Annotated in this window: 20 protein-coding genes; 8 read left to right on the top strand and 12 right to left on the bottom strand. The window is 38.8% G+C overall.

The genetic code is table 11. The features are described 5' to 3' along the window. The first annotated feature begins 162 nt into the window (after window positions 1-162). Window positions 163-1,368 carry a Bcr/CflA family efflux MFS transporter gene (locus KFZ56_RS02735; RefSeq protein ID WP_222640098.1) on the top strand — a complete coding sequence of 402 codons (1,206 nt, stop codon included), beginning with the start codon at window positions 163-165 and terminating at the stop codon, window positions 1,366-1,368. 117 nt (window positions 1,369-1,485) lie between these two features. On the opposite strand, the gene KFZ56_RS02730 is transcribed toward KFZ56_RS02735, so the two are convergent. Then, a complete protein-coding gene (locus KFZ56_RS02730; protein ID WP_309228240.1) occupies window positions 1,486-1,809 on the bottom strand; it encodes a DMT family transporter in 324 nt (107 codons plus the stop codon). Between the two features lie 17 nt (window positions 1,810-1,826). Next, complete coding sequence (locus KFZ56_RS02725; protein ID WP_222640094.1) at window positions 1,827-2,162, bottom strand: DMT family transporter; 336 nt, start codon at window positions 2,160-2,162, stop codon at window positions 1,827-1,829. Window positions 2,163-2,193: 31 nt separating this feature from the next. On the opposite strand from KFZ56_RS02725, the gene KFZ56_RS02720 reads away from it, so the two are divergent. Continuing rightward, complete coding sequence (locus tag KFZ56_RS02720; RefSeq protein ID WP_222640092.1) at window positions 2,194-3,033, top strand: LysR family transcriptional regulator; 840 nt, start codon at window positions 2,194-2,196, stop codon at window positions 3,031-3,033. A 375-nt stretch (window positions 3,034-3,408) separates the two neighbouring features. Beyond that, window positions 3,409-4,113 carry a GNAT family N-acetyltransferase gene (locus tag KFZ56_RS02715; RefSeq protein WP_222640090.1) on the top strand — a complete coding sequence of 235 codons (705 nt, stop codon included), beginning with the start codon at window positions 3,409-3,411 and terminating at the stop codon, window positions 4,111-4,113. 279 nt (window positions 4,114-4,392) lie between these two features. On the opposite strand, the gene KFZ56_RS02710 is transcribed toward KFZ56_RS02715, so the two are convergent. Beyond that, window positions 4,393-5,235 carry a sulfurtransferase gene (locus KFZ56_RS02710; RefSeq protein ID WP_222640088.1) on the bottom strand — a complete coding sequence of 281 codons (843 nt, stop codon included), beginning with the start codon at window positions 5,233-5,235 and terminating at the stop codon, window positions 4,393-4,395. Between the two features lie 248 nt (window positions 5,236-5,483). On the opposite strand from KFZ56_RS02710, the gene KFZ56_RS02705 reads away from it, so the two are divergent. Next, window positions 5,484-6,026, top strand: a complete 543-nt coding sequence (locus KFZ56_RS02705; protein ID WP_222640087.1) for an NADPH-dependent FMN reductase — start codon at window positions 5,484-5,486, stop codon at window positions 6,024-6,026. A 35-nt stretch (window positions 6,027-6,061) separates the two neighbouring features. Next, complete coding sequence (locus tag KFZ56_RS02700; RefSeq protein ID WP_222640086.1) at window positions 6,062-6,418, top strand: DnaJ family domain-containing protein; 357 nt, start codon at window positions 6,062-6,064, stop codon at window positions 6,416-6,418. A gap of 70 nt (window positions 6,419-6,488) precedes the next feature. Here KFZ56_RS02700 and KFZ56_RS02695 read toward each other — a convergent pair whose 3' ends face one another. After that, the gene (locus tag KFZ56_RS02695) at window positions 6,489-7,178 is read right to left on the bottom strand and encodes a helix-turn-helix transcriptional regulator (RefSeq protein WP_222640085.1); all 690 of its coding nucleotides are present in this window, start codon (window positions 7,176-7,178) and stop codon (window positions 6,489-6,491) included. A 125-nt stretch (window positions 7,179-7,303) separates the two neighbouring features. Here KFZ56_RS02695 and KFZ56_RS02690 point away from each other — a divergent pair, with 125 nt between their 5' ends. Genes KFZ56_RS02690 through KFZ56_RS02680 form a run of 3 tightly spaced genes read left to right on the top strand, consistent with a single transcriptional unit; the run spans window position 7,304 to window position 10,714 of the window. Then, window positions 7,304-8,950 (top strand): flavin-containing monooxygenase, encoded by a 1,647-nt coding sequence (locus tag KFZ56_RS02690; protein WP_222640084.1) that lies wholly within the window; start codon window positions 7,304-7,306, stop codon window positions 8,948-8,950. 37 nt (window positions 8,951-8,987) lie between these two features. Beyond that, window positions 8,988-9,935, top strand: a complete 948-nt coding sequence (gene lipP1 / locus KFZ56_RS02685) for a LipP1 family hormone-sensitive lipase (protein WP_222640083.1) — start codon at window positions 8,988-8,990, stop codon at window positions 9,933-9,935. 44 nt (window positions 9,936-9,979) lie between these two features. After that, window positions 9,980-10,714: an SDR family NAD(P)-dependent oxidoreductase gene (locus tag KFZ56_RS02680; protein WP_222640081.1), complete on the top strand. Its 735-nt coding sequence runs from the start codon at window positions 9,980-9,982 to the stop codon at window positions 10,712-10,714. 211 nt (window positions 10,715-10,925) lie between these two features. Here the strand turns inward: KFZ56_RS02680 and KFZ56_RS02675 are convergent, their stop codons facing one another. The 8 genes from KFZ56_RS02675 to KFZ56_RS02640 form a co-directional block, all read right to left on the bottom strand. Next, window positions 10,926-11,627, bottom strand: coding sequence for a hypothetical protein (locus KFZ56_RS02675; protein ID WP_222640079.1), 702 nt, complete (start codon window positions 11,625-11,627; stop codon window positions 10,926-10,928). Window positions 11,628-11,688: 61 nt separating this feature from the next. Beyond that, window positions 11,689-12,546, bottom strand: a complete 858-nt coding sequence (locus KFZ56_RS02670) for an ABC transporter ATP-binding protein (RefSeq protein ID WP_222640077.1) — start codon at window positions 12,544-12,546, stop codon at window positions 11,689-11,691. Between the two features lie 288 nt (window positions 12,547-12,834). Next, complete coding sequence (copZ, locus tag KFZ56_RS02665) at window positions 12,835-13,044, bottom strand: copper chaperone CopZ (RefSeq protein ID WP_222640075.1); 210 nt, start codon at window positions 13,042-13,044, stop codon at window positions 12,835-12,837. 32 nt (window positions 13,045-13,076) lie between these two features. Further along, window positions 13,077-15,461 carry a heavy metal translocating P-type ATPase gene (locus KFZ56_RS02660; RefSeq protein WP_222640073.1) on the bottom strand — a complete coding sequence of 795 codons (2,385 nt, stop codon included), beginning with the start codon at window positions 15,459-15,461 and terminating at the stop codon, window positions 13,077-13,079. A 12-nt stretch (window positions 15,462-15,473) separates the two neighbouring features. Continuing rightward, complete coding sequence (locus tag KFZ56_RS02655) at window positions 15,474-15,776, bottom strand: metal-sensing transcriptional repressor (RefSeq protein ID WP_222640071.1); 303 nt, start codon at window positions 15,774-15,776, stop codon at window positions 15,474-15,476. Window positions 15,777-15,959: 183 nt separating this feature from the next. Beyond that, window positions 15,960-17,396, bottom strand: a complete 1,437-nt coding sequence (locus tag KFZ56_RS02650; protein WP_222640070.1) for an MFS transporter — start codon at window positions 17,394-17,396, stop codon at window positions 15,960-15,962. A gap of 112 nt (window positions 17,397-17,508) precedes the next feature. Beyond that, window positions 17,509-17,787 carry a glutaredoxin family protein gene (locus KFZ56_RS02645; RefSeq protein ID WP_222640069.1) on the bottom strand — a complete coding sequence of 93 codons (279 nt, stop codon included), beginning with the start codon at window positions 17,785-17,787 and terminating at the stop codon, window positions 17,509-17,511. A gap of 83 nt (window positions 17,788-17,870) precedes the next feature. Then, entirely contained in the window at window positions 17,871-18,323 is a 453-nt protein-coding gene (locus tag KFZ56_RS02640; RefSeq protein ID WP_222640068.1) for an OsmC family protein, read from the bottom strand. Between the last annotated feature and the right edge of the window lie 384 nt (window positions 18,324-18,707).

Genomic DNA, 18,707 nt, shown 5'->3' with positions numbered 1-18,707 from the left:
GGGGGAGGCTTTTTAATTTGGTAGGTAAATCATTAATATCCACTATATCAGACCTTTTGTCAAAGGACAGACCCGAGAAAAATTACTAGACTACCTTTTGCCCCTAACGTATAATAGTCATGTTTGCTATAAATAATGAGATAGAAAGGTGATTGGTTATTCATGCTTCACAACCCAACAGGAAAAACACGTGTGGGATTAGCTTTACTTCTCGGCATGCTTGCCTTTTTAGGACCGCTTAATATTGATATGTATTTGCCAAGTTTCCCTAGTATTGCTGCGGATTTTGCTGCAAATGCTACGCTGGTACAGTTAAGTCTCACGGCATGTTTAATCGGACTTGCGATCGGTCAGTTAGTTGTTGGACCGATCAGTGATGCACAAGGAAGGAGGAAGCCATTGTTAGTTGCTACTTCCTTGTTCGCATTGGCCTCCATTTTCTGTGCATTCGCACCTAATATAACAACATTGATTGCTTCCAGATTCTTACAAGGGTTCACTGCTTCTGCAGGAGTTGTCCTTTCTCGCGCTGTTGTCCGTGACGTATTCAGCGGCAAAGCGCTTACCAAATTCTTCTCGCTTTTAATGGTGATCAATGCTGTTGCACCTATGATTGCGCCTATGCTTGGTGGAGCAATTTTAGCTTTTCCATCTGCAGGTTGGCAAACGATTTTCTATTTTCTAGCTATCATTGGAATCTTGATTGTTATCATTGTTGCCACAACATTAAAGGAAACACTGCCGCCAGAAAAACGGATCCCCAGTTCCATTGGCTCTTCCGTGATGACAATGGGCAGTTTGTTGAAGGATCGTTCGTTTATCGGCTATGCCTTAGTTGTCGGATTTGTACACGGTGGTAGTTTCGCCTATGTCTCAGGTACTCCTTTTGTCTATCAGGATATCTACGGGGTGTCTCCACAAGTGTTTAGTGTTCTATTTGGGATTAATGGAATAGCCATTATTATGGGGAGTTTTATCATCGGGCGCCTTAGTGGTATTATCTCAGAAGTAAAAATGCTTCAGGCCGCCGTTATTATTGCACTAACTGCGACTTCCCTCCTGTTTATAATGACCATTATTAAAGGGCCATTAGCAATGCTTGTCCTATTAATTTTCATATACATGACAACCATGGGAATGATCATCACCAGTACCTTCACCCTAGGAATGGCCAAACAAGGGCACCGTGCAGGGAGTGCGAGCGCTATCCTAGGCATGCTTCCAATGCTACTCGGGGCCGGTTTTTCTCCGCTTGCTGGTATTAACGAAGCATCTGCTATTCCAATGGGAGCGATTCTTTTTACGACTTCTCTCATTGGGTTTATTGCTTTCTTTACATTGGTAAAAACGGACGAGAATGAAGGATAACGAGGTATGTGTCCGGTCCCTCATGCGCGAAAACAATCGAGCGGTGAGGGACGAAAAACAAACGTGTTTAAATAAAAAACCCCGCCAAACTCTAACATTGTTTAAAGGAGGTTCAACTTAACTTGATAATTGAAGAATAATAACGCCAATTAGTATTACGAGTATAGAAAGTAACTTAACCTTATTAGCAGTCTCCTTAAAAAAGACAATGCCCATAATGGCAGTGGCGGCTATCGCTGCCCCGGACCAAACAGCATAAACAATGCCAACTTCAATGTACTGAACACTTAACGTTAAGAAATAAATACATAAACCAAAAAATAAAAAGGATAGAATACTCAATCCTTTATTTTTAAAGCCTCGTGAAAGCTTAGCAAAGATGTTTGCAATGATGGAAAAAATAACGCTTACTGTGAGTAACAGGGAACCCAATTTGAACACCTACTTATCAATATGAATTACTTTGCAACTTTCGCTATCTTATTTGAAAAACGCAATCCTACAATTCCTAGCACGATACACAAAATTCCAATTGCCTTAATAACTGAAACGGATTCGTTTAAGAAAAAAATGCCACTTATATTAATGAGAAGTGTCCCTCCACCTGACCAAAGAGCATTTATAGTGCTTAATTCTTTGACTTTTGTTAACCAAATGTATAAAGTTATAGCTAAAAAATAAGAAACAGTAACGATAATGGAAGGTATCAAGGCAGTAAAACCTTCTGATATGCTCATAAAAGTTGCGGCGTTTACTTCGAAAATGATCGATAAGATAAGAATGAAATAATACATGAATAAACCTTCTTTCTAGGAAGTGTCTATGATGAATTTACAAACACTTGAATACTTTATCGCAGTTGTCAAAGAGAAAAGCATTACGAAAGCCTCGGAAAAACTATTTGTTTCTCAGCCAGCTTTGACCAAGCAAATTAAAAGACTTGAAGAATTTTTAGGGTTTTCCGTTTTCGAACGCTATTCACATGGTGTTACACTCACCAATAAAGGGGAACATTTTTATAAGGACATAGAACCTACTATAAACAAGTTGAGGTTTGATATGGCAAAACATATGGCGAACCAAACCATTAAAATGGGTAGTGACCCTTTCTTGGCAACGTATTACTATCCAGACCACCTTGGTTATAAGGGAGAAATGGATATTCAATTAGCAAAAGTTACTGATGATGCGATGGAGTTAATTGCGTTGATGCAATCTGGCGAGATAGATGGTGCAATTATTCAAGATCATCCACACCATAAAGGATTGTTTTCTTCTTGGTTGTTTGATGATGTGTTTTATGCGTGTGTTCCAGAAAAATTTGACTGTCTGAATGGGAAAAGCATATCTATCACCGATTGTTTGCAATATACGCAACTCTTAACGCCTTCTGTTACCCCTCTATATAAACGAATGAAAAATTTGATCAACAAGCATGTTCGAGAAGGTGAGTCACCTGAAATAATCGAAATGCCATATCATGCTCTCATGGGATTTGTAGCTCAAGGAGTCGGCATTTCCTACCTTCCAGACATTGTCGTCCAGAAGATAAATTATAAAGGGGTAAAGTTTCTTCCTATACAAGATACTCCATTAAAAAGAACGTTTTACTTATATGCTCTAAGCGAGAAATTACATGATTCATTGAAAAGAGTGTTTGAGTAACAGTATAAGTTCTAAAAGTCCGTTTGAGAAATACCCATTAAGAACAGTGATATAACTCAAAGTTATGGGAAGTGAAAGCATGTCTTTATATTAGAGGTGAAAACAATTAGATAGTTTAGGTGAGATATATTATTCTTTTCGTTATCCGTAGAATTTCTGCTATGGTAAGTTTTTTGAGCGAAGAGAAGGAGCGATCCTTTGGATTATATTATCATAGTAATGGTATTGTACAGAACTGAAGCATGCTCCAATGAGCGGAAAAAGCAACGTAATACGTAATAGCAAGCATATAAAGTTGTACTGCAAACACCCGCGATTGTTGAGGAATAACTCACGCTGAAATAACGAAATCGTGAAGATAGGAGGTACAATCTATTGCACTTATTTAACATCATCAAAAATGAACAGAAGTATTGGTTAGTCGATCAGGTGAAGCATAGCGGCGTAGTTGAAGCAGATTATAAACATCAATTGGAACAGGTACTAGCTGAATGGAAACAGGAAAACGTGGATTTTTTGTCACTGCTTATGGATGAATCCTTTCACCATTGGCTCCTTTCCAAAGGGCTTCGTCACATTTCAACCACCATGGAATACACAAGAAACCTACGTGCATTGCCCGAAATTAAAAACGCAATCCAGTGGCATTCCCTTTCCGAAGGGTGGATAGTAGACGCAGAATATGGGGATTTATATGAGCGCTGCAGTTCAGGATCAGCCAATAAAAACGTACAAGCAAAGGACCAGTTCTTGCTCTCACTGGAGGATGAACTGGGGACAAACTGGCGCAACCATTGCTTTTATTTCACCAAAAACGAGACTTTCATAGGTATTTGTATTCCTCATATAGAAATGGGAACAAAAAGTGAGGGTAGACTATTTTACTTTGGTGTTGTTCCTGAATGGCGTAAGAAAGGTTTTGGAACGGAGCTTCACAAGATAGCATTAAGACTGCTACACCAACAAGAAGCCACCTATTATGTCGGCTGTACGGATATTAGTAATGTACATATGATGCAAATTTTCAAACAAAACGGTTGTGTACTGCGTGATCAGAAAGGACAATATAAGATAGTATGAAATCACAGCAGTTTATCAATCAAAACAAAAGCGAAAAGCATCTGGTTAAAAACGTAGAGATTGGAGCTCTCGTGTTATCTCCTCGTTTTTGGCGCTTGTAGCTGGACGTAGCCATTAATCAATAATACGTTATGCCCAAGCAAATCATTTTATAATTTCCTAGACAATTTAAAAATGAGCCAATAGGCACTCTCCATGCTCATTGGCTCACTCCCCTATCAAAATTGTACGAGGATCGGAAATAGATGAAACACACAATAGTAATCGGAAGCTGATACTTTAAACCGATCTTTCAACGGGAACTCCAATCATGCTGCCCCACTCCGTCCAAGAGCCATCATAATTTCGTACATTCTCATACCCAAGTAATTCATGCAGTGCAAACCATGTGTGTGCTGCACGTTCTCCGATTCGGCAGTACGTAATCACGTCCTTGTCAGGAGTAACACCTTGCTCTTTGTATAATTTCTTGAGTTCATCTGCTGATTTGAAGGTTCCGTCATCGTTCGTCGCCAATTTCCATGGGATATTGGCGGCACCCGGGATATGTCCGCCGCGTTGAGCTGTTTCATTCATTCCTTCTGGTGCGATGATTTCACCGGAATATTCCTCAGGGCTGCGCACGTCGACTAGTGCAGTTTTTTCGGTACGAATCGCTGCAGCAACATCTGACTGTAAGGCGCGATTGGATCTATCTGTCGCTTTCACCGGATAGTTCACTGGTTCTATAGATGGAATATCCGTCGTATAGGCGTGATTTTCCTGTTCCCATTTCACGCGCCCACCATCCATCAATTTCAGATTGGTGTGACCAAACATACTTAGTTGCCAGTACGCGAAGGCTGCAAACCAGTTATTGTTATCGCCATATAGAATAATGGTGGTTTCTGGCGTGATCCCCGATTGACCAAGGAGATCTGCTAGTTGTTCCGGTGTAAGAATATCTCTCCGTGTCTGATCATTCAATTGAGTTGACCAATTCCAGGCAATCGCCGTTTGGATATGCCCTGTTTCATAGGCTCTATTCTCTTCATCCACTTCGACAAGTTGCACATCAGGGTCCTGTTTGTGTTGATCTACCCATTCCGTGGAAACAAGTACATCCAATTGATATTCCGTCATTTGTCATTTCCTCCTTAAACATTTTAATTGTTCCTGCTAACGTCCATTTATTTTTTCGGAAAAGGTTAATTTATCAGCCGTTATTGATATACCACAAAACCGGGGTTAATAAACTATATATAAAGCGACCCCCTTTGTATAGAAACACCATCTCCAAGCATATGAATTGCATTACGTATTAAATTAGATTAACCTCCACTATAGTTCCGTAGAATACGAATGATAGTTTGAAAAGAGGGGTTATAACGATGAAACTTGTTGGGGTATCAGGAGCGCCGGCTGGTGAAAAGACGTCTCTAGCTGTACATGACGTTCTAGTTGCAGCACAACATCTTGATGCATCGATACAAACAGAATTAATTGATATAAGGGAGTATGAAATTGAATTTTCTGTTGGTGCTCCGTTATCCGATTATAACGATGATACATGGAATGTTGTTCATAAAATAGCTTCTGCTGATTTTCTGGTTTTCGGTACGCCCATTTATCAAGCATCTATTTCCGGGGCGTTAAAAAATCTTCTAGACTTCTTTCCGGATAATGCCTTCAAATATAAAGTAACAGGCATTGTATCAACTGGATTATCCAACAAACATTTTCTGGTACCAGAATACCAATTAAAGCCAATCCTTACTTATTTCAAAGGATTGACGCCAACGAATAATGTCTTTGTTCATAATGACTGCTTTGACGAGGAAAGTGAAGCCATTATCGATCGTGATGCTTCTGATCGAATTCAAAAACTTGCCCATGAAATGATTTATTTACAACGGGGGATTAATAATCGATAATAATGCGTGTTAGATTCCATGAAAGGAGCGCAATTATGTATATTTTTGTGGAAGAACAAATCAAAAAATCCATTGATAACGGCGAATTTGAAGATCTCCCAGGAAAAGGAAAACCACTAAATCTGCATGATGATTTGCAAGGAGTCCCTCCAGAATTAAGAATGGGATATAAAATATTAAAAAATGCCGGATATCTTACGGAAGAGACAGACAAAAAAAGTGATCTCACCATGGATGATTTATTGATTTCTGCAACAGGAGAGAAGGAGAAAAATGACGTACAAAACAAGCTGGAATTTGAAGATTTTGTCAGAGAAAAGAAACTGCATAAGAACAAGAAATTCTCCACCTATGCCGAAAAAATTTATCATAAACTGTTTAAGCCCAGCTAGACATTAATCAAACGTTTGTTTAATAGTTAACTATAATCAAGAAACTGGTTGCCCGTTATGAATATATAAATTATGTAATAACTCCCTGTCTAATTAATACACCAACAGCATGCGAACGGTTTTCAGCTCCAAGTTTCTTCTTGGCAGATTTAACATATTGTTTAACTGTATATTCACTAATATTCATTTGGGCAGCCATTTCCTTTGTACTTTCTCCCCAAGAGATATTTCTCATTACCTCCAACTCTCTCTTACTTAACAGCTTAGAGGTTGACAAGCTATCCGACTTTTCAAATAAATCCCCTATTAGTTTTCCATAATGGGTAAAGGCGGAAAGCATATCTTTATCTACATTAGCCCCTTCCTTGAAAACTGTAGAGCAGATGAATCCAATAGCAACTGATCCCAAACAAATTGGCACGACCACTACCGAATTAAAATGGGAATTATATTTGCTATTTAGTTGTTTAAAATATTCAACCCCCGTACAATACTTCGCTTGTCGTTCCTGGATGGATGAGTAAAATACAGGGAGAGAACGAACGTCGTCACGTATATCACTTATATTTTCTAAACCTGAAGAGGAAAGTGAAATTATCCCTTCCCCTACATATCCTAACGGAGAAAATCTGGATAAAAATGCATTGCATACCGGAAAATAATTTAAATATACTTCAAGCACTCCGTAAAACTTCTCTTCATGCGCAACAATTGTTTCCAATTTTCGTACTTGATCTTGCAGGATATAAAGGGAATTCATATTATTATCTCCTTTTTAGGGACATTATACCCCCAAAATAGGTAATATTCAAAAATATATAATTAGTATATGCTAAAGTTGAGCTTAAAAGTTATTTCCTACATTTAACGAGAGGAGGAACATAAATGATATCTCAACAAAGTGATAAGCACAATCAGCCTACTGATTATGATGCAGTGGTGATTGGTGCAGGTTTTTCCGGATTATATATGCTGTATCGTCTGCGTAATGCTGGTTTAACCACACAAGTCTACGAGGCAGGTGAAGGTGTAGGTGGTGTTTGGTATTGGAATCGGTACCCAGGAGCACGCTGCGATTCAGAGAGTATCTATTATAATTATACATTTTCTAAAGAATTGTATGAAGAGTGGACATGGACTTCTAGGTTCCCTGAGCAGCAGGAAATACTTCGTTATCTAAATTTTGTAGCGGATAAATTTGATTTGCGCCGTGACATCCAATTTAATACGCGAATTTCCGCTGCTCATTACGATGAAAACATGAATAAGTGGAAGATTTACAAAGATGATGGTACAAGCGTTTTGGCAACTTATTTCATTTCGGGAGCTGGTTGTTTATCAACTGCAAATGTCCCAGCATTTAAGGGGTTGGATGACTTTAAAGGAGAATGGTATCATACAGGGAATTGGCCACATGAGAAAGTAGATTTCAAAGGTAAACAAGTCGGTGTCATTGGAACGGGATCAAGTGGAATCCAGTCTATTCCCGCTATAGCTGGAGAGGCAGATCATCTTATCGTGTTTCAGCGAACACCACAGTATACCGTTCCAGCTAGGAATCATGCTTACGATTCATCCTTTATAAGGAAAGCGAAAGATCATTATAGTGAGATTAGGAAACAATTATTTGAATCCGTTAGTGGCATACCTGAAAAGTTACGGGATCGTTCCGCGCTGGAAGATACGCCTGAAGAACGTGAAAAGATTTATGAAGAGGCTTGGGAAAAAGGTGGTTTTTCCTTCCCTTTATCCTATAAAGATATAACCATAAATGAAGCGGCTAATGAAACTGCAGCTAATTTTATTCGTTCTAAAATCAAAGACACCGTCAACGATCCAAATACAGCTGAAAAACTTCAACCAACATATTACTATGGCACAAAACGTCCAATATTTGATACAAACTATTATGAGACATACAATCGTGAGAATGTAACCTTGGTTGATGTAAAGGAAACACCTATTGAAGAAATCACACCGCAAGGACTTCGAACAAGAAATGCTGATTATCAATTAGATAGTCTCGTTTTCGCCACCGGATACGATGGAATGACTGGCCCATTATTTAAAATTGATATCCGAGGTAAAGAAGGGTTATCACTTAGGCGTAAATGGGAGAACGGTGCCAAAGTTAGAACATACCTTGGCATTGCTACCGCTGGATTCCCTAATTTCTTTATGATTACTGGACCCGAAAGCCCGTCGGTATTAGTGAATATGCCGACAGCTATTGAGCAACATGTTGATTGGATTACAGATTGCATTTGCTATCTGCAAAAACACAACTTGGATACGATAGAAGCCAATGTTGAAGCTGAAGAATCATGGAGTAAACATTGTAAAGATGTGGCGGACGCAACACTTTTTCCAAAAACCGATTCTTGGTATACTGGTGCAAATATTGCCGGAAAACCAAGGGGATTCCTCATTTACCTTGGTGGTTTTGGAACCTATGGACAGATATGCAATAAAGTGGCCGCTTCGAATTATGAAGGGTTTAACATGACTTCCTCACAAAAAGTTGTTTATTAAAATGAAAACATTATCAAACATTTAGGAGGTAGAAAATATGACACTTGACCCTCAATTAAAATTTCTATTGGAACAAATGGATGGCGCAGAAATTCCACCAATGCACACTCTCACTCTTGAAGAAGCTAGACAGACGAACGATATGCGTTTTTTAACTGGTGAGCCTGAACCTGTAGAAAGGGTAGAAGATCATCTTATTCCAGGACCTAGTGGAAAAATACCAGTCCGTATTTACACTCCAGTTGGCGACAATCCTCTTCCAGCCTTGGTCTATTATCATGGTGGCGGCTGGGTCATAGGTGATCTTGAATATGCAGATATTCCTTGCCGTATGCTAGCAAATCGAGTGAATTGTGTCGTTATATCCGTAGATTATCGTTTAGCACCGGAACATAAATTTCCATCAGCACTTGAAGATGCATATGCTGCGATAAAGTGGGTCGTTGAAAATGCCTCTGAGCTTCATGTGAATCCAGAAAAGGTTGCTGTCGGTGGTGATAGTGCAGGTGGAAATCTTGCAGCTGCAGTCACATTGATGGTTCGAGATAAAAAAACATTCACCCTTTGCCACCAACTATTAATTTATCCAATTACCGATCACAGATTTGATACCACTTCGTATCAAGACAATGCAGAAGGGTATTTTTTAACCAAAGACAATATGATCTGGTTCTGGAATCACTATTTGCATCATGAAGAAGATGGCAAACATCCATATGCATCTCCATTAAGAGCGAATGATCTCAAGCATTTACCCCCAGCTTTGATTATTACAGCCGAACATGATCCGTTACGTGATGAGGGGGAAGCCTATGCTGAGCGACTTAAAACAGAAGGTACTCCAGTTGAAGCCACTCGCTATACGGGTATGATTCATGGCTTTTTCTCTATGCCTGGTGCATTAACAAAAAGTCAGGAAGCCATTGAACAAGCGTCAAATGGATTAAAACAAGCATTTGCATCCAACCCTAACCAACTTACATGAATTATCTCAGCTTCATAAATTCAGAAAACAAGGAGAGAAGCAATATGAGCTTTGCAGGGAAAACAGCCATTATAACAGGAGCAGGAAGCGGAATTGGTCGTGCAACCGCAGAAAAATTAGGAAGTCTTGGTGTCAAGGTTTTATTGGTTGATTATAATGAAAAGATGCTTGACGAAGCCGTTGAACGTATTCAGCAAGCTGGCGGAAAAGCACATGGAATTGTTGCGAATGTCGCTGATGTAGATGATGTCAAAGCATATGTAAACGAAGCACAACAAAAGATGGGGCGTATCGACTTTTTTCATAATAATGCCGGTGTCCTGCAGCAGCCTTCGTTATTGCATGAAACTGGGGAAACAGAATTTGACCGCGTTGTGGCCATTAATTTAAGAGGGGCTTTCCTTGGATTAAAATACGTCCTTCACGTAATGGAAGCGCAACAATCCGGTATCATTGTCAACGGATCCTCCCATGCAGGAATAAGGGCTGAGCCTTATCTTGGAACCTATGGCGCAACCAAACATGCGCTTGTCGGTATGACATTAACAGCTGCACATGAATATGGTGCAAAGGGGATACGTGTAAATGCTGTCTGTCCAGGTGGAGTGAAGACGGATATGATAAAAGACATGGCATCTTCAGATGAGGAAGGGGCTGCACCGATGCAGCGAATGGCAACAGCAGAGGAAATTGCATCTGTCGTCACATTTTTATTTTCAGATGAAGCTTCTTATGTAAATGGTGTTTTGATGCCAGTAGATGGAGGATTATCCGCTTAACCTTGCTTACATACCATTGTTATAACGATGGTGATAGAGTCAAAAACGAAACGTTTCCTAATTTAAAAAAGATGGCTTTCCGTCGTTTGATATGCTCCCTTTATAGCAGACTAAGAAATAATAAAAATTCTCTCCTGCTATGAAGGGAGTATTTAGTATATCATCTCTTTTGACCCATCAGGAATTAAGACCAAAATAATGTATTAACGTTTTAACATCGTTTTGCTAACTTTAAGAACAAATATAAAATGACTAGTGCGTAAAAGATGACCCAAATAAATGGGAACATTGAAAGATTCAAGATACTTTCACCATTCCAATTCGTTAATGGGACTTGTGTGATTGCTGCAGGTGGGATAATCCAAACGATATTTTTAATAAATGAAGGTAAGACATCATAGATTCCTAGAGCTGCTATGGAAACAACAATAGTAAGGGCTAATCCTCCAAAAGAATTAACAACACTTTTCATTATGATTTTACTAAATAAGCTTGCAACACTTATCCCTAATATAGCTAAAAAAATATGGTTTACGAGTGAGACCAAACCAATCGTAAGCGTCACCGTTTCAGTAAACATATTAAAAATAATTGGATATACGAAAGCATAAATCGTAAGTACGATAGAAATGATCCCCACTGAAATTAATTTTGATATATAGTAACGACTCCAACTTCCAATATGAAGCATCATAATTTGTCCTTGAACTGGCGGATCAAGGGATAAAATACTGATACATAGCCAGGCAGATATCATATATAAAATGAATGCAGTTGCTGCATAACTATCAATGATTGGATTGGGCGTATAGGTATAAAATACAAAAATTAAAATAAAAAAAACCGCAATAGGTGGGAAATATTTATGAGAACGGATGTAGTCATGCAAACTATATTTAATAAGATGTTTCAAAAAATCGCTCCTTAAGATAATAGAAATGATCCGGGATACATTTAATAGATTCTATTCAACCTCATTCTTGAAACTTTCCCTTAAGCGTGTCTATTGTTTCTACACTACGAATACTACCTTGTAATTGAAGAATCCTGTATAGTATTTTGTCACTGTTTCTTAAATGAACAAATAATAATAGACTATTTCCTCTTTTCTCCATATAAAGTACTTCGTTCCATTGAATAACATAGGAATCTGCTATATTTTCTACGCTCAATAATTTAATCGATTCTTTCTGTAAAGCAGCATTTGTCTTTGAAAGATGACCATTATTTAAATTATAAGCAGTATCTACAACGTTCTCAAGGATATTAGATTCATGATATGTTAGTAAGACTGTAGTTCCTTCCTCTTTCAGCTCTTTCATAATACCGATCAATTCTTGCTGTGCATGGGAATCAAGGCCGGAAATGGGTTCATCCAAAATTAATAGTCCTGGTTTTTGCATTATAGCTTGGATAATTCCAACTTTTTGAATACTTCCTTTTGACAAGTTCATAACCCATTGATTATTTAATTCCTCTAGTTGAAAGCGATGTAGAAAATCGGAAATAGTTCTATTACGTAAAGATTCAGGAATTCCGCTTATTTTTCCTATGTAGTTTAAATATTCCCCTGGTGTGAAGCGAATAAGATTGGGGAATCGTTCAGGAACATATCCAATATTAATTGCTTTGTTATAGTAGTTAACCTTACCTGAACTAGGTCGTTGAATACCTGCTATTATTCTTAATAGAGTACTTTTCCCAACACCATTTCCTCCTAGAATTGCAACAATTTGGTTTTTATTGATCTCTAAAGAAATATGATGTAGCACATTTTTATTCGTGTATCCTTTACTAATATCTTCAAGCTGAACAAGCTCATCCATTAACATTTCCTTCTCTCCAGAAAAATTGTCGGAATAAAAACACTTGAAAAAACCGTGGGTATTTAACTTTATTATAATCGAACGTAGGTAGTTTTGAAATAACTTTAGTGTAAATGAAGCATATTCATCAGGTGTGTTCATACACCCGTGTTGGCTTCCTATTATAATACCACGATCGACTTTTACTAATGCCGAATCCTCATTAATGTCCTCACCTATTCAAAACCTTTCCCTACCTTTTTTATACATAAAAAAGCTGATTTTCCAAGCAGAAAACCAGCTTTTTTCCTATAGTTAGGCACTAACATCATAGCCTTGATCTTCAACAGCCTCTTTCATTGTCTCAAGGGTTACTTTTGATGCGTCAAACGTAACATCGACAATGCCTTTTTCTAAATTAACTTCAGCTGTTGATACACCATCTAATTCATTTAATGCGCCTTCAACGGACATTTTGCAATGGCCACATGACATGCCTTGAACATCTAGAGTTTTTTGTTCCATGCTTTTTCACCTCCTTTAAAGGTTTATAAAAATTATATCTTAACCCGCTTCAAGCGGAGGGAGTTAGAAACAACACTCACCGAACTTAGTGCCATTGCTGCACCGGCAACCCATGGCGCAAGTAATCCAATCGCAGCAACTGGAATCCCTGCTGTATTATAACCAAATGCCCAGAAGAGGTTTTGGCGGATATTTCGAATTGTTGCATGGCTGATTTTAATAGCTTTCGGTATAAGCAATAGCTCGCCACCAAGAATCGTAATGTCAGCAGCTTCGATAGCCACTTCTGTACCAGTTCCAATGGCAATTCCGATATCAGCAATAGCAAGTGCTGGGGCATCATTGACCCCATCTCCAACCATGGCAACCTTCTTATCCTTTCCTTGAATTTCTTTTACTTTATCCGCTTTTTCCTCCGGTAACACTTGTGCTATTACTTGATCGATGCCAACTTGCTCCGCAATAGCGCGTGCCGTGCGCTCGTTATCGCCTGTTAACATGATCACTTCTAAGCCCTGATCTTGCAACTCGCTTATGGCTTGAGGAGCTGTTTCTTTAATCGTATCTGCCACAGCAACAATTCCACGATACGTTCCATCAATAGCAATCAGCATGGCGGTTTTGCCTTGCCCTTCGAAATCGATTAATGCTTGTTCCGCACTACCAATATCAACGTGATGGTCTTCCATTAGTTTTCGATTTCCAACAAGAATGTGGTGATCTGAAATCGTTACTTCAATACCATGACCGGGTATAGATTGAAATTCATCGACCTCATCGAAATCCATATCTTTCTCTGTTGCATAGGCAACAATAGCTTCTGCAAGTGGGTGTTCCGAACCCTTTTCCGCACTCGCGAGTAACTGTAAGGTTTCCTCATCGCCTGTAAAGTTTGTTACTTCAGGTTTTCCCTTTGTAATAGTTCCCGTTTTATCCAACACGATTGCATTCAACGCATGGGTGCGCTCGAGGTGCTCCCCACCTTTAAAAAGAATACCATTCTCTGCGCCCTTTCCTGTACCAACCATAATGGAGGTTGGTGTTGCTAGCCCCAAAGCACAAGGACAAGCAATAACAAGAACAGCAATCGCTGCAACTAATGCAGATTCAAATTGACCTGGTTGGACCAGCGCGATCCATACGATAAATGTTAGAATAGCAATGCCTACAACGATCGGTACAAAATAACCGGAAATGATATCGGCTAATCGCTGGATTGGTGCTTTCGACCCTTGTGCTTCCTCGACCACTTTCACAATCGAGGCAAGTGCTGTGTCTTTGCCAACCTTCGTTGCATCCATTTCAATAGCGCCGTTTTTATTTATCGTTGAACCAATGACATTAGCATCTACGTCCTTTTCAATCGGGATAGATTCCCCGGTAATCATGGATTCATCGATAGAGGTTCTCCCCTTTACAATGATACCGTCAACGGGTATTTTCTCCCCTGGTTTAACAACTAACCGATCACCAACGACAACTTCCTCCACTGGCGTCATGATTTCCTCACCATTTCGTATAACACGAGCTTCTTTTGCCTGTAAATTCAATAATGAGGATAGAGCATTCGTTGTCTGGCTCTTTGCTCTTGTTTCTAAATATTTACCAAATAAAATCAACGTAATAACAACAGCACTTGTTTCAAAATACAAATGCGGTTCGTACGCTGCATTGCCAATGGTCCGAAATGCCTCGAATAAACTATAGAAATAAGCCGCACTCGTACCTAATGCAACAAGCACATCCATATTTGCCCCGCCATTACGAAGGTTTTTATAGGCACCAACGTAAAATTGCCAGCCGATTATAAATTGTACCGGTGTTGCGAGTGCAAATTGGAACCACGGATTCATAAATATATCCGGTATATTCATATTAAATAAATGAACCAACATAGTTACAACGAGTGGTGCCGTTAACACAGCCGAAACAATTAATTTCGTCTTCATCGTTTTTATTTCTTTTTCTTTATGCGATTGTTTTTCTTCTGCTTCAGCTTTTGGTTTTGCGTCATAGCCTACATGTTTGATTTTATCAATAATTGCTTGCGTATCTGTGAGACCTGGGTTATATTCGACCGATGCCGTTTCTGTTGTTAAATTGACACTTGCAGATTGAACCCCTTCTTGCTTATTCAATACCTTTTCAATACGGGTTGAACATGCAGCACAGGTCATGCCAAAGACATCTAATTCTGCTTGTTCCATTAAAACACCATAGCCGACTTTTTCAATTTTATTCGAAATAGCATCGATAGACGTTTTCGATGAGTCATAGTCTACCGTTGCTTTTTCTGTGGTTAAATTTACTTTAGCTTCTACGCCATCCATTTTATTTAACACTTTTTCAATCCGATTGGAACATGCAGCGCAGGTCATACCTGTAACACCAAGTGTTGCATGGTTTGTTTCACTCATCATAATCCCCCCTTATTTCGAGAATTGTTTTAACACGCTCATTAATTCTTGAATGGTTTCTTCACCTTCACCTTGTTTAATCGCATCACTAACACAATGGTTGATATGTCGTTCCGTGACAGCGAAACCGACATTTTTTAACGCGGACTGAATAGCGCTAATTTGTACTAATATATCTACACAATAGCGATCCTCTTCTACCATTTTCTGTATCCCGCGAACCTGACCTTCTATGCGTTTCAGGCGGGTAATGGTTTTTTCCTTCTCAGCTTCTGTTCTTGGAGTACTCGGGTGATCACGTAAGAATTTATCCAAATGAATCACTTCCTTTTCGTTTATACTTATACTATACCCCCATAAGGTATATTTGTCAACAGAAAACTCCTTTTTTCGTTAAATACTACGGAAATGTTTAATAAAAATGTTGAAAATACGAAATAAATTTGTCAAATTTATTTTTGATCAAATTTCAAGCTAGTCAACCCAAGCCTTCATTTTTTATCTATTCGATTTTCTCTGTTTTGGTGAGCGAGTAAACAAAAGTGCTAATACAGCACCCACAAACGCGATGATGCCACCCCAAAAGAAGCCTTGTTGGAAACCTTCATTTAAAGCAACTACCGACGATGTAGCAGTACTAGAAGCAGTTGCTGCTCCAGCAATGGCTACCAGTATAGCCAGACCGACTGCTGATCCAATTTGGTAAAAGGTATTGTATAAACCGGATGCAATACCGGACCTTTCTGATTTGACTTCTGACACAGATGCCGTCGTAGCAGGTAAATAGGCAAGGGCATTACCTAGAGATACGATTAATGAAGCCAACAACACATTGGTCCAATAATTCCCTTCCACTGTAGCCGTTTGTGAGAATAAAACAGACCCCACACCAAGTAAGATAAATCCAGTAATCATCGTCTTTTTAATGCCGAATTTGTCCATCACTTTTTCCGCTATAAATATCATGAAAATCGCCATAAAAGCAGGCATCGGTAGCATAGCCATTGCTCCAACAAATGGAGAAAGCCCTAAGACCTGCTGCACATATAAAACAAGTATATAAACAAGTGGAAACCATGCTGCAGCTATTAAGAAAACCGAAATGTTTCCTATAGCTAAATTAGGCGTCTTGAATATATCGAGCGGTAAAAGGGGTTCTTTTTTCTTAGACTGTACCAAAAGAAAAATAAGAAACAAGACAGTTCCAACAACTAATGAAACAATGGTATTGGATGACTGCCAACCACTATGCTCTGCTGTTACAATTCCATAAACAAGTAACATGGAAGAAACAGTCACTAAAACGGCGCCAATATAATCGACACGACCGGTTGCTTTGCGTGCTGATTTTCGCAGAAGCCTTGGAGACAAGATTAGCACGATCATCCCAAGTGGAACATAGATCAATAGCGTCCAGCGCCAACCTAGAACTTCTGTAATAACGCCGCCTAACACGATACCTAAAGCTCCACCAGCGGCTCCGGATAGTCCCCAAAAGGCAAGTGCTTTACCCATTTCTTTACCATTGGAAGAAAATAGGATCATAATCATGGCCAATGCAGCCGGGGCAATTAATGCAGAGCTCAGTCCTTGAACTGCCCTGAAAGTATTTAAACTCATTTCGCTCCAGGCTAAGCCTGCAAACAAGGATGACACAATTAAAACGATAACACCCAAATTAAAGATGCGTCGATTTCCAAATAAATCCGCTAACCTTCCACCCAGTAGTAGAAAACCTCCGAAGAAAATAAGAAAGGAACTCATTACCCATTGCAGATTTTCTTGACTATAACCGAGCGCTTCCTTGATAGATGGCAGGGCAATTTGAATAATCGCAGCATCCATCATCACAAGGAAATTCGCAAAACAAAGCAAAAATAGTGCTTTCCAGCGCTTTGGATCAGGTTGTGATAATGTTTGAGAATTTGTAGACATAATGATATTCCTCCAATATTGCGTTTTAACGATTTTTCTGGTTGTCAATTAAATTACCGTACATAGGTAGGGTATTTTTTAGTTTAAAAAAACTATTCCTAAATGATGTCAGCTACTTTACATGTAATAATTTCTTAATTTCATCCTTATTCCTCTCAAACCCTATCATACTTTTCGGTTTTCTCACTAAGCCCAAGAGGGAGTCTTGAGAAAATACAAGGCCCGGAACGATTCTACTTCCTGTTATCTTGATAAGATCTTTTTCTTTTGATGGTTGTTTTGTTAAATCATATTCTTTATGAGGAATACGTTGAGCCTGCAGAAATTTCTTCAAATCTTGGCAATCAGAGCAAGTGGGCCTGGTATAGATCTCTAGATGATAGTTCTTCATTTTAACCTCATCTCCTTTCGTTTACAAATGCACATTCCATTGTTCGATACGAATTAATCTTTTATTTTAAACCGCTCTTTTAACTAACCTTCTTCCCCAAATTCTACAGATACATTTCCTACAATATCAATTTGAACATCTGCTTTCTTTAACATATTTCCGACTGCACACCCCTTATCTGCGGATGTAAATGCTCTATTCACTGACTGAATATCCTTTTCTGTTGCATTAGCTGACAAAATAATATAAGGATAATGTATAATTTGAAATCCTTCTTCCCTCGAATTGGTCCCTTCCGAGTTCATCGTGAATTGATCGACAGGCAGTTTTCTTGCTTCGAGCATAGCGACAAGCGTCATTGTATAACAGGCTGCCGCAGAAGTTACAAGTAATTCTTTCGGATCTGTACCTTCTCCGGTACCGCCTGAGGATTCAGGTATCGCTATCTTCGTATTTAGATAATTAGCTTTCATACTTCCGTTACCTTTTGTGTCTCCATTCCAAACAGTCTTTACATTTGTTTTTACATCAGCCATGATTTCACTCCTAATAATAATAGTTACCTATGCTTTTACTTCTATAATATAGTTCACGCAAATGCCTACATGTTATGTCATGTAGGTTACATATTTTATTTGTCATTTACATTGCCCTCCTATTTTTAATTCTTCTTTCATATTATTATACCCCCGATGTGTATTTTAAAGGGGAAATTTTTATTTTTGATTCGAGAAGACCCTTTGAAACTCTGAAATGAGTTAAAGATTACTTTTCAGCAGGTAAACCTAGCATAATATACCCATATAGGGTATGTCAACATGAATGATTTATCCTTACCGGCCATCAACTTCAATCTATTTCATCTCTAATTTGTTAATTACACGCAATCCAATGCACACAGGTCATAATTCCAATTCTTG

This window comes from Virgibacillus sp. NKC19-3 (genome assembly GCF_019837165.1).
GTDB lineage: Bacteria > Bacillota > Bacilli > Bacillales > Amphibacillaceae > Virgibacillus_L > Virgibacillus_L saliphilus.
This window is presented reverse-complemented; position numbering and strand designations above follow the sequence as displayed.

Bases quoted from the DNA above. Each gene is read 5' to 3' on its own strand.
- KFZ56_RS02735 (WP_222640098.1), top strand. From the start codon at position 163: ATGCTTCACAACCCAACAGGAAAAACACGTGTGGGATTAGCTTTACTT.
- KFZ56_RS02725 (WP_222640094.1), bottom strand. From the start codon at position 2,162: ATGTATTATTTCATTCTTATCTTATCGATCATTTTCGAAGTAAACGCC.
- KFZ56_RS02720 (WP_222640092.1), top strand. From the start codon at position 2,194: ATGAATTTACAAACACTTGAATACTTTATCGCAGTTGTCAAAGAGAAA.
- KFZ56_RS02710 (WP_222640088.1), bottom strand. From the start codon at position 5,235: ATGACGGAATATCAATTGGATGTACTTGTTTCCACGGAATGGGTAGAT.
- KFZ56_RS02705 (WP_222640087.1), top strand. From the start codon at position 5,484: ATGAAACTTGTTGGGGTATCAGGAGCGCCGGCTGGTGAAAAGACGTCT.
- KFZ56_RS02700 (WP_222640086.1), top strand. From the start codon at position 6,062: ATGTATATTTTTGTGGAAGAACAAATCAAAAAATCCATTGATAACGGC.
- KFZ56_RS02695 (WP_222640085.1), bottom strand. From the start codon at position 7,178: ATGAATTCCCTTTATATCCTGCAAGATCAAGTACGAAAATTGGAAACA.
- KFZ56_RS02690 (WP_222640084.1), top strand. From the start codon at position 7,304: ATGATATCTCAACAAAGTGATAAGCACAATCAGCCTACTGATTATGAT.
- lipP1 (WP_222640083.1), top strand. From the start codon at position 8,988: ATGACACTTGACCCTCAATTAAAATTTCTATTGGAACAAATGGATGGC.
- KFZ56_RS02680 (WP_222640081.1), top strand. From the start codon at position 9,980: ATGAGCTTTGCAGGGAAAACAGCCATTATAACAGGAGCAGGAAGCGGA.
- KFZ56_RS02670 (WP_222640077.1), bottom strand. From the start codon at position 12,546: ATGTTAATGGATGAGCTTGTTCAGCTTGAAGATATTAGTAAAGGATAC.
- copZ (WP_222640075.1), bottom strand. From the start codon at position 13,044: ATGGAACAAAAAACTCTAGATGTTCAAGGCATGTCATGTGGCCATTGC.
- KFZ56_RS02660 (WP_222640073.1), bottom strand. From the start codon at position 15,461: ATGAGTGAAACAAACCATGCAACACTTGGTGTTACAGGTATGACCTGC.
- KFZ56_RS02650 (WP_222640070.1), bottom strand. From the start codon at position 17,396: ATGTCTACAAATTCTCAAACATTATCACAACCTGATCCAAAGCGCTGG.
- KFZ56_RS02645 (WP_222640069.1), bottom strand. From the start codon at position 17,787: ATGAAGAACTATCATCTAGAGATCTATACCAGGCCCACTTGCTCTGAT.
- KFZ56_RS02640 (WP_222640068.1), bottom strand. From the start codon at position 18,323: ATGGCTGATGTAAAAACAAATGTAAAGACTGTTTGGAATGGAGACACA.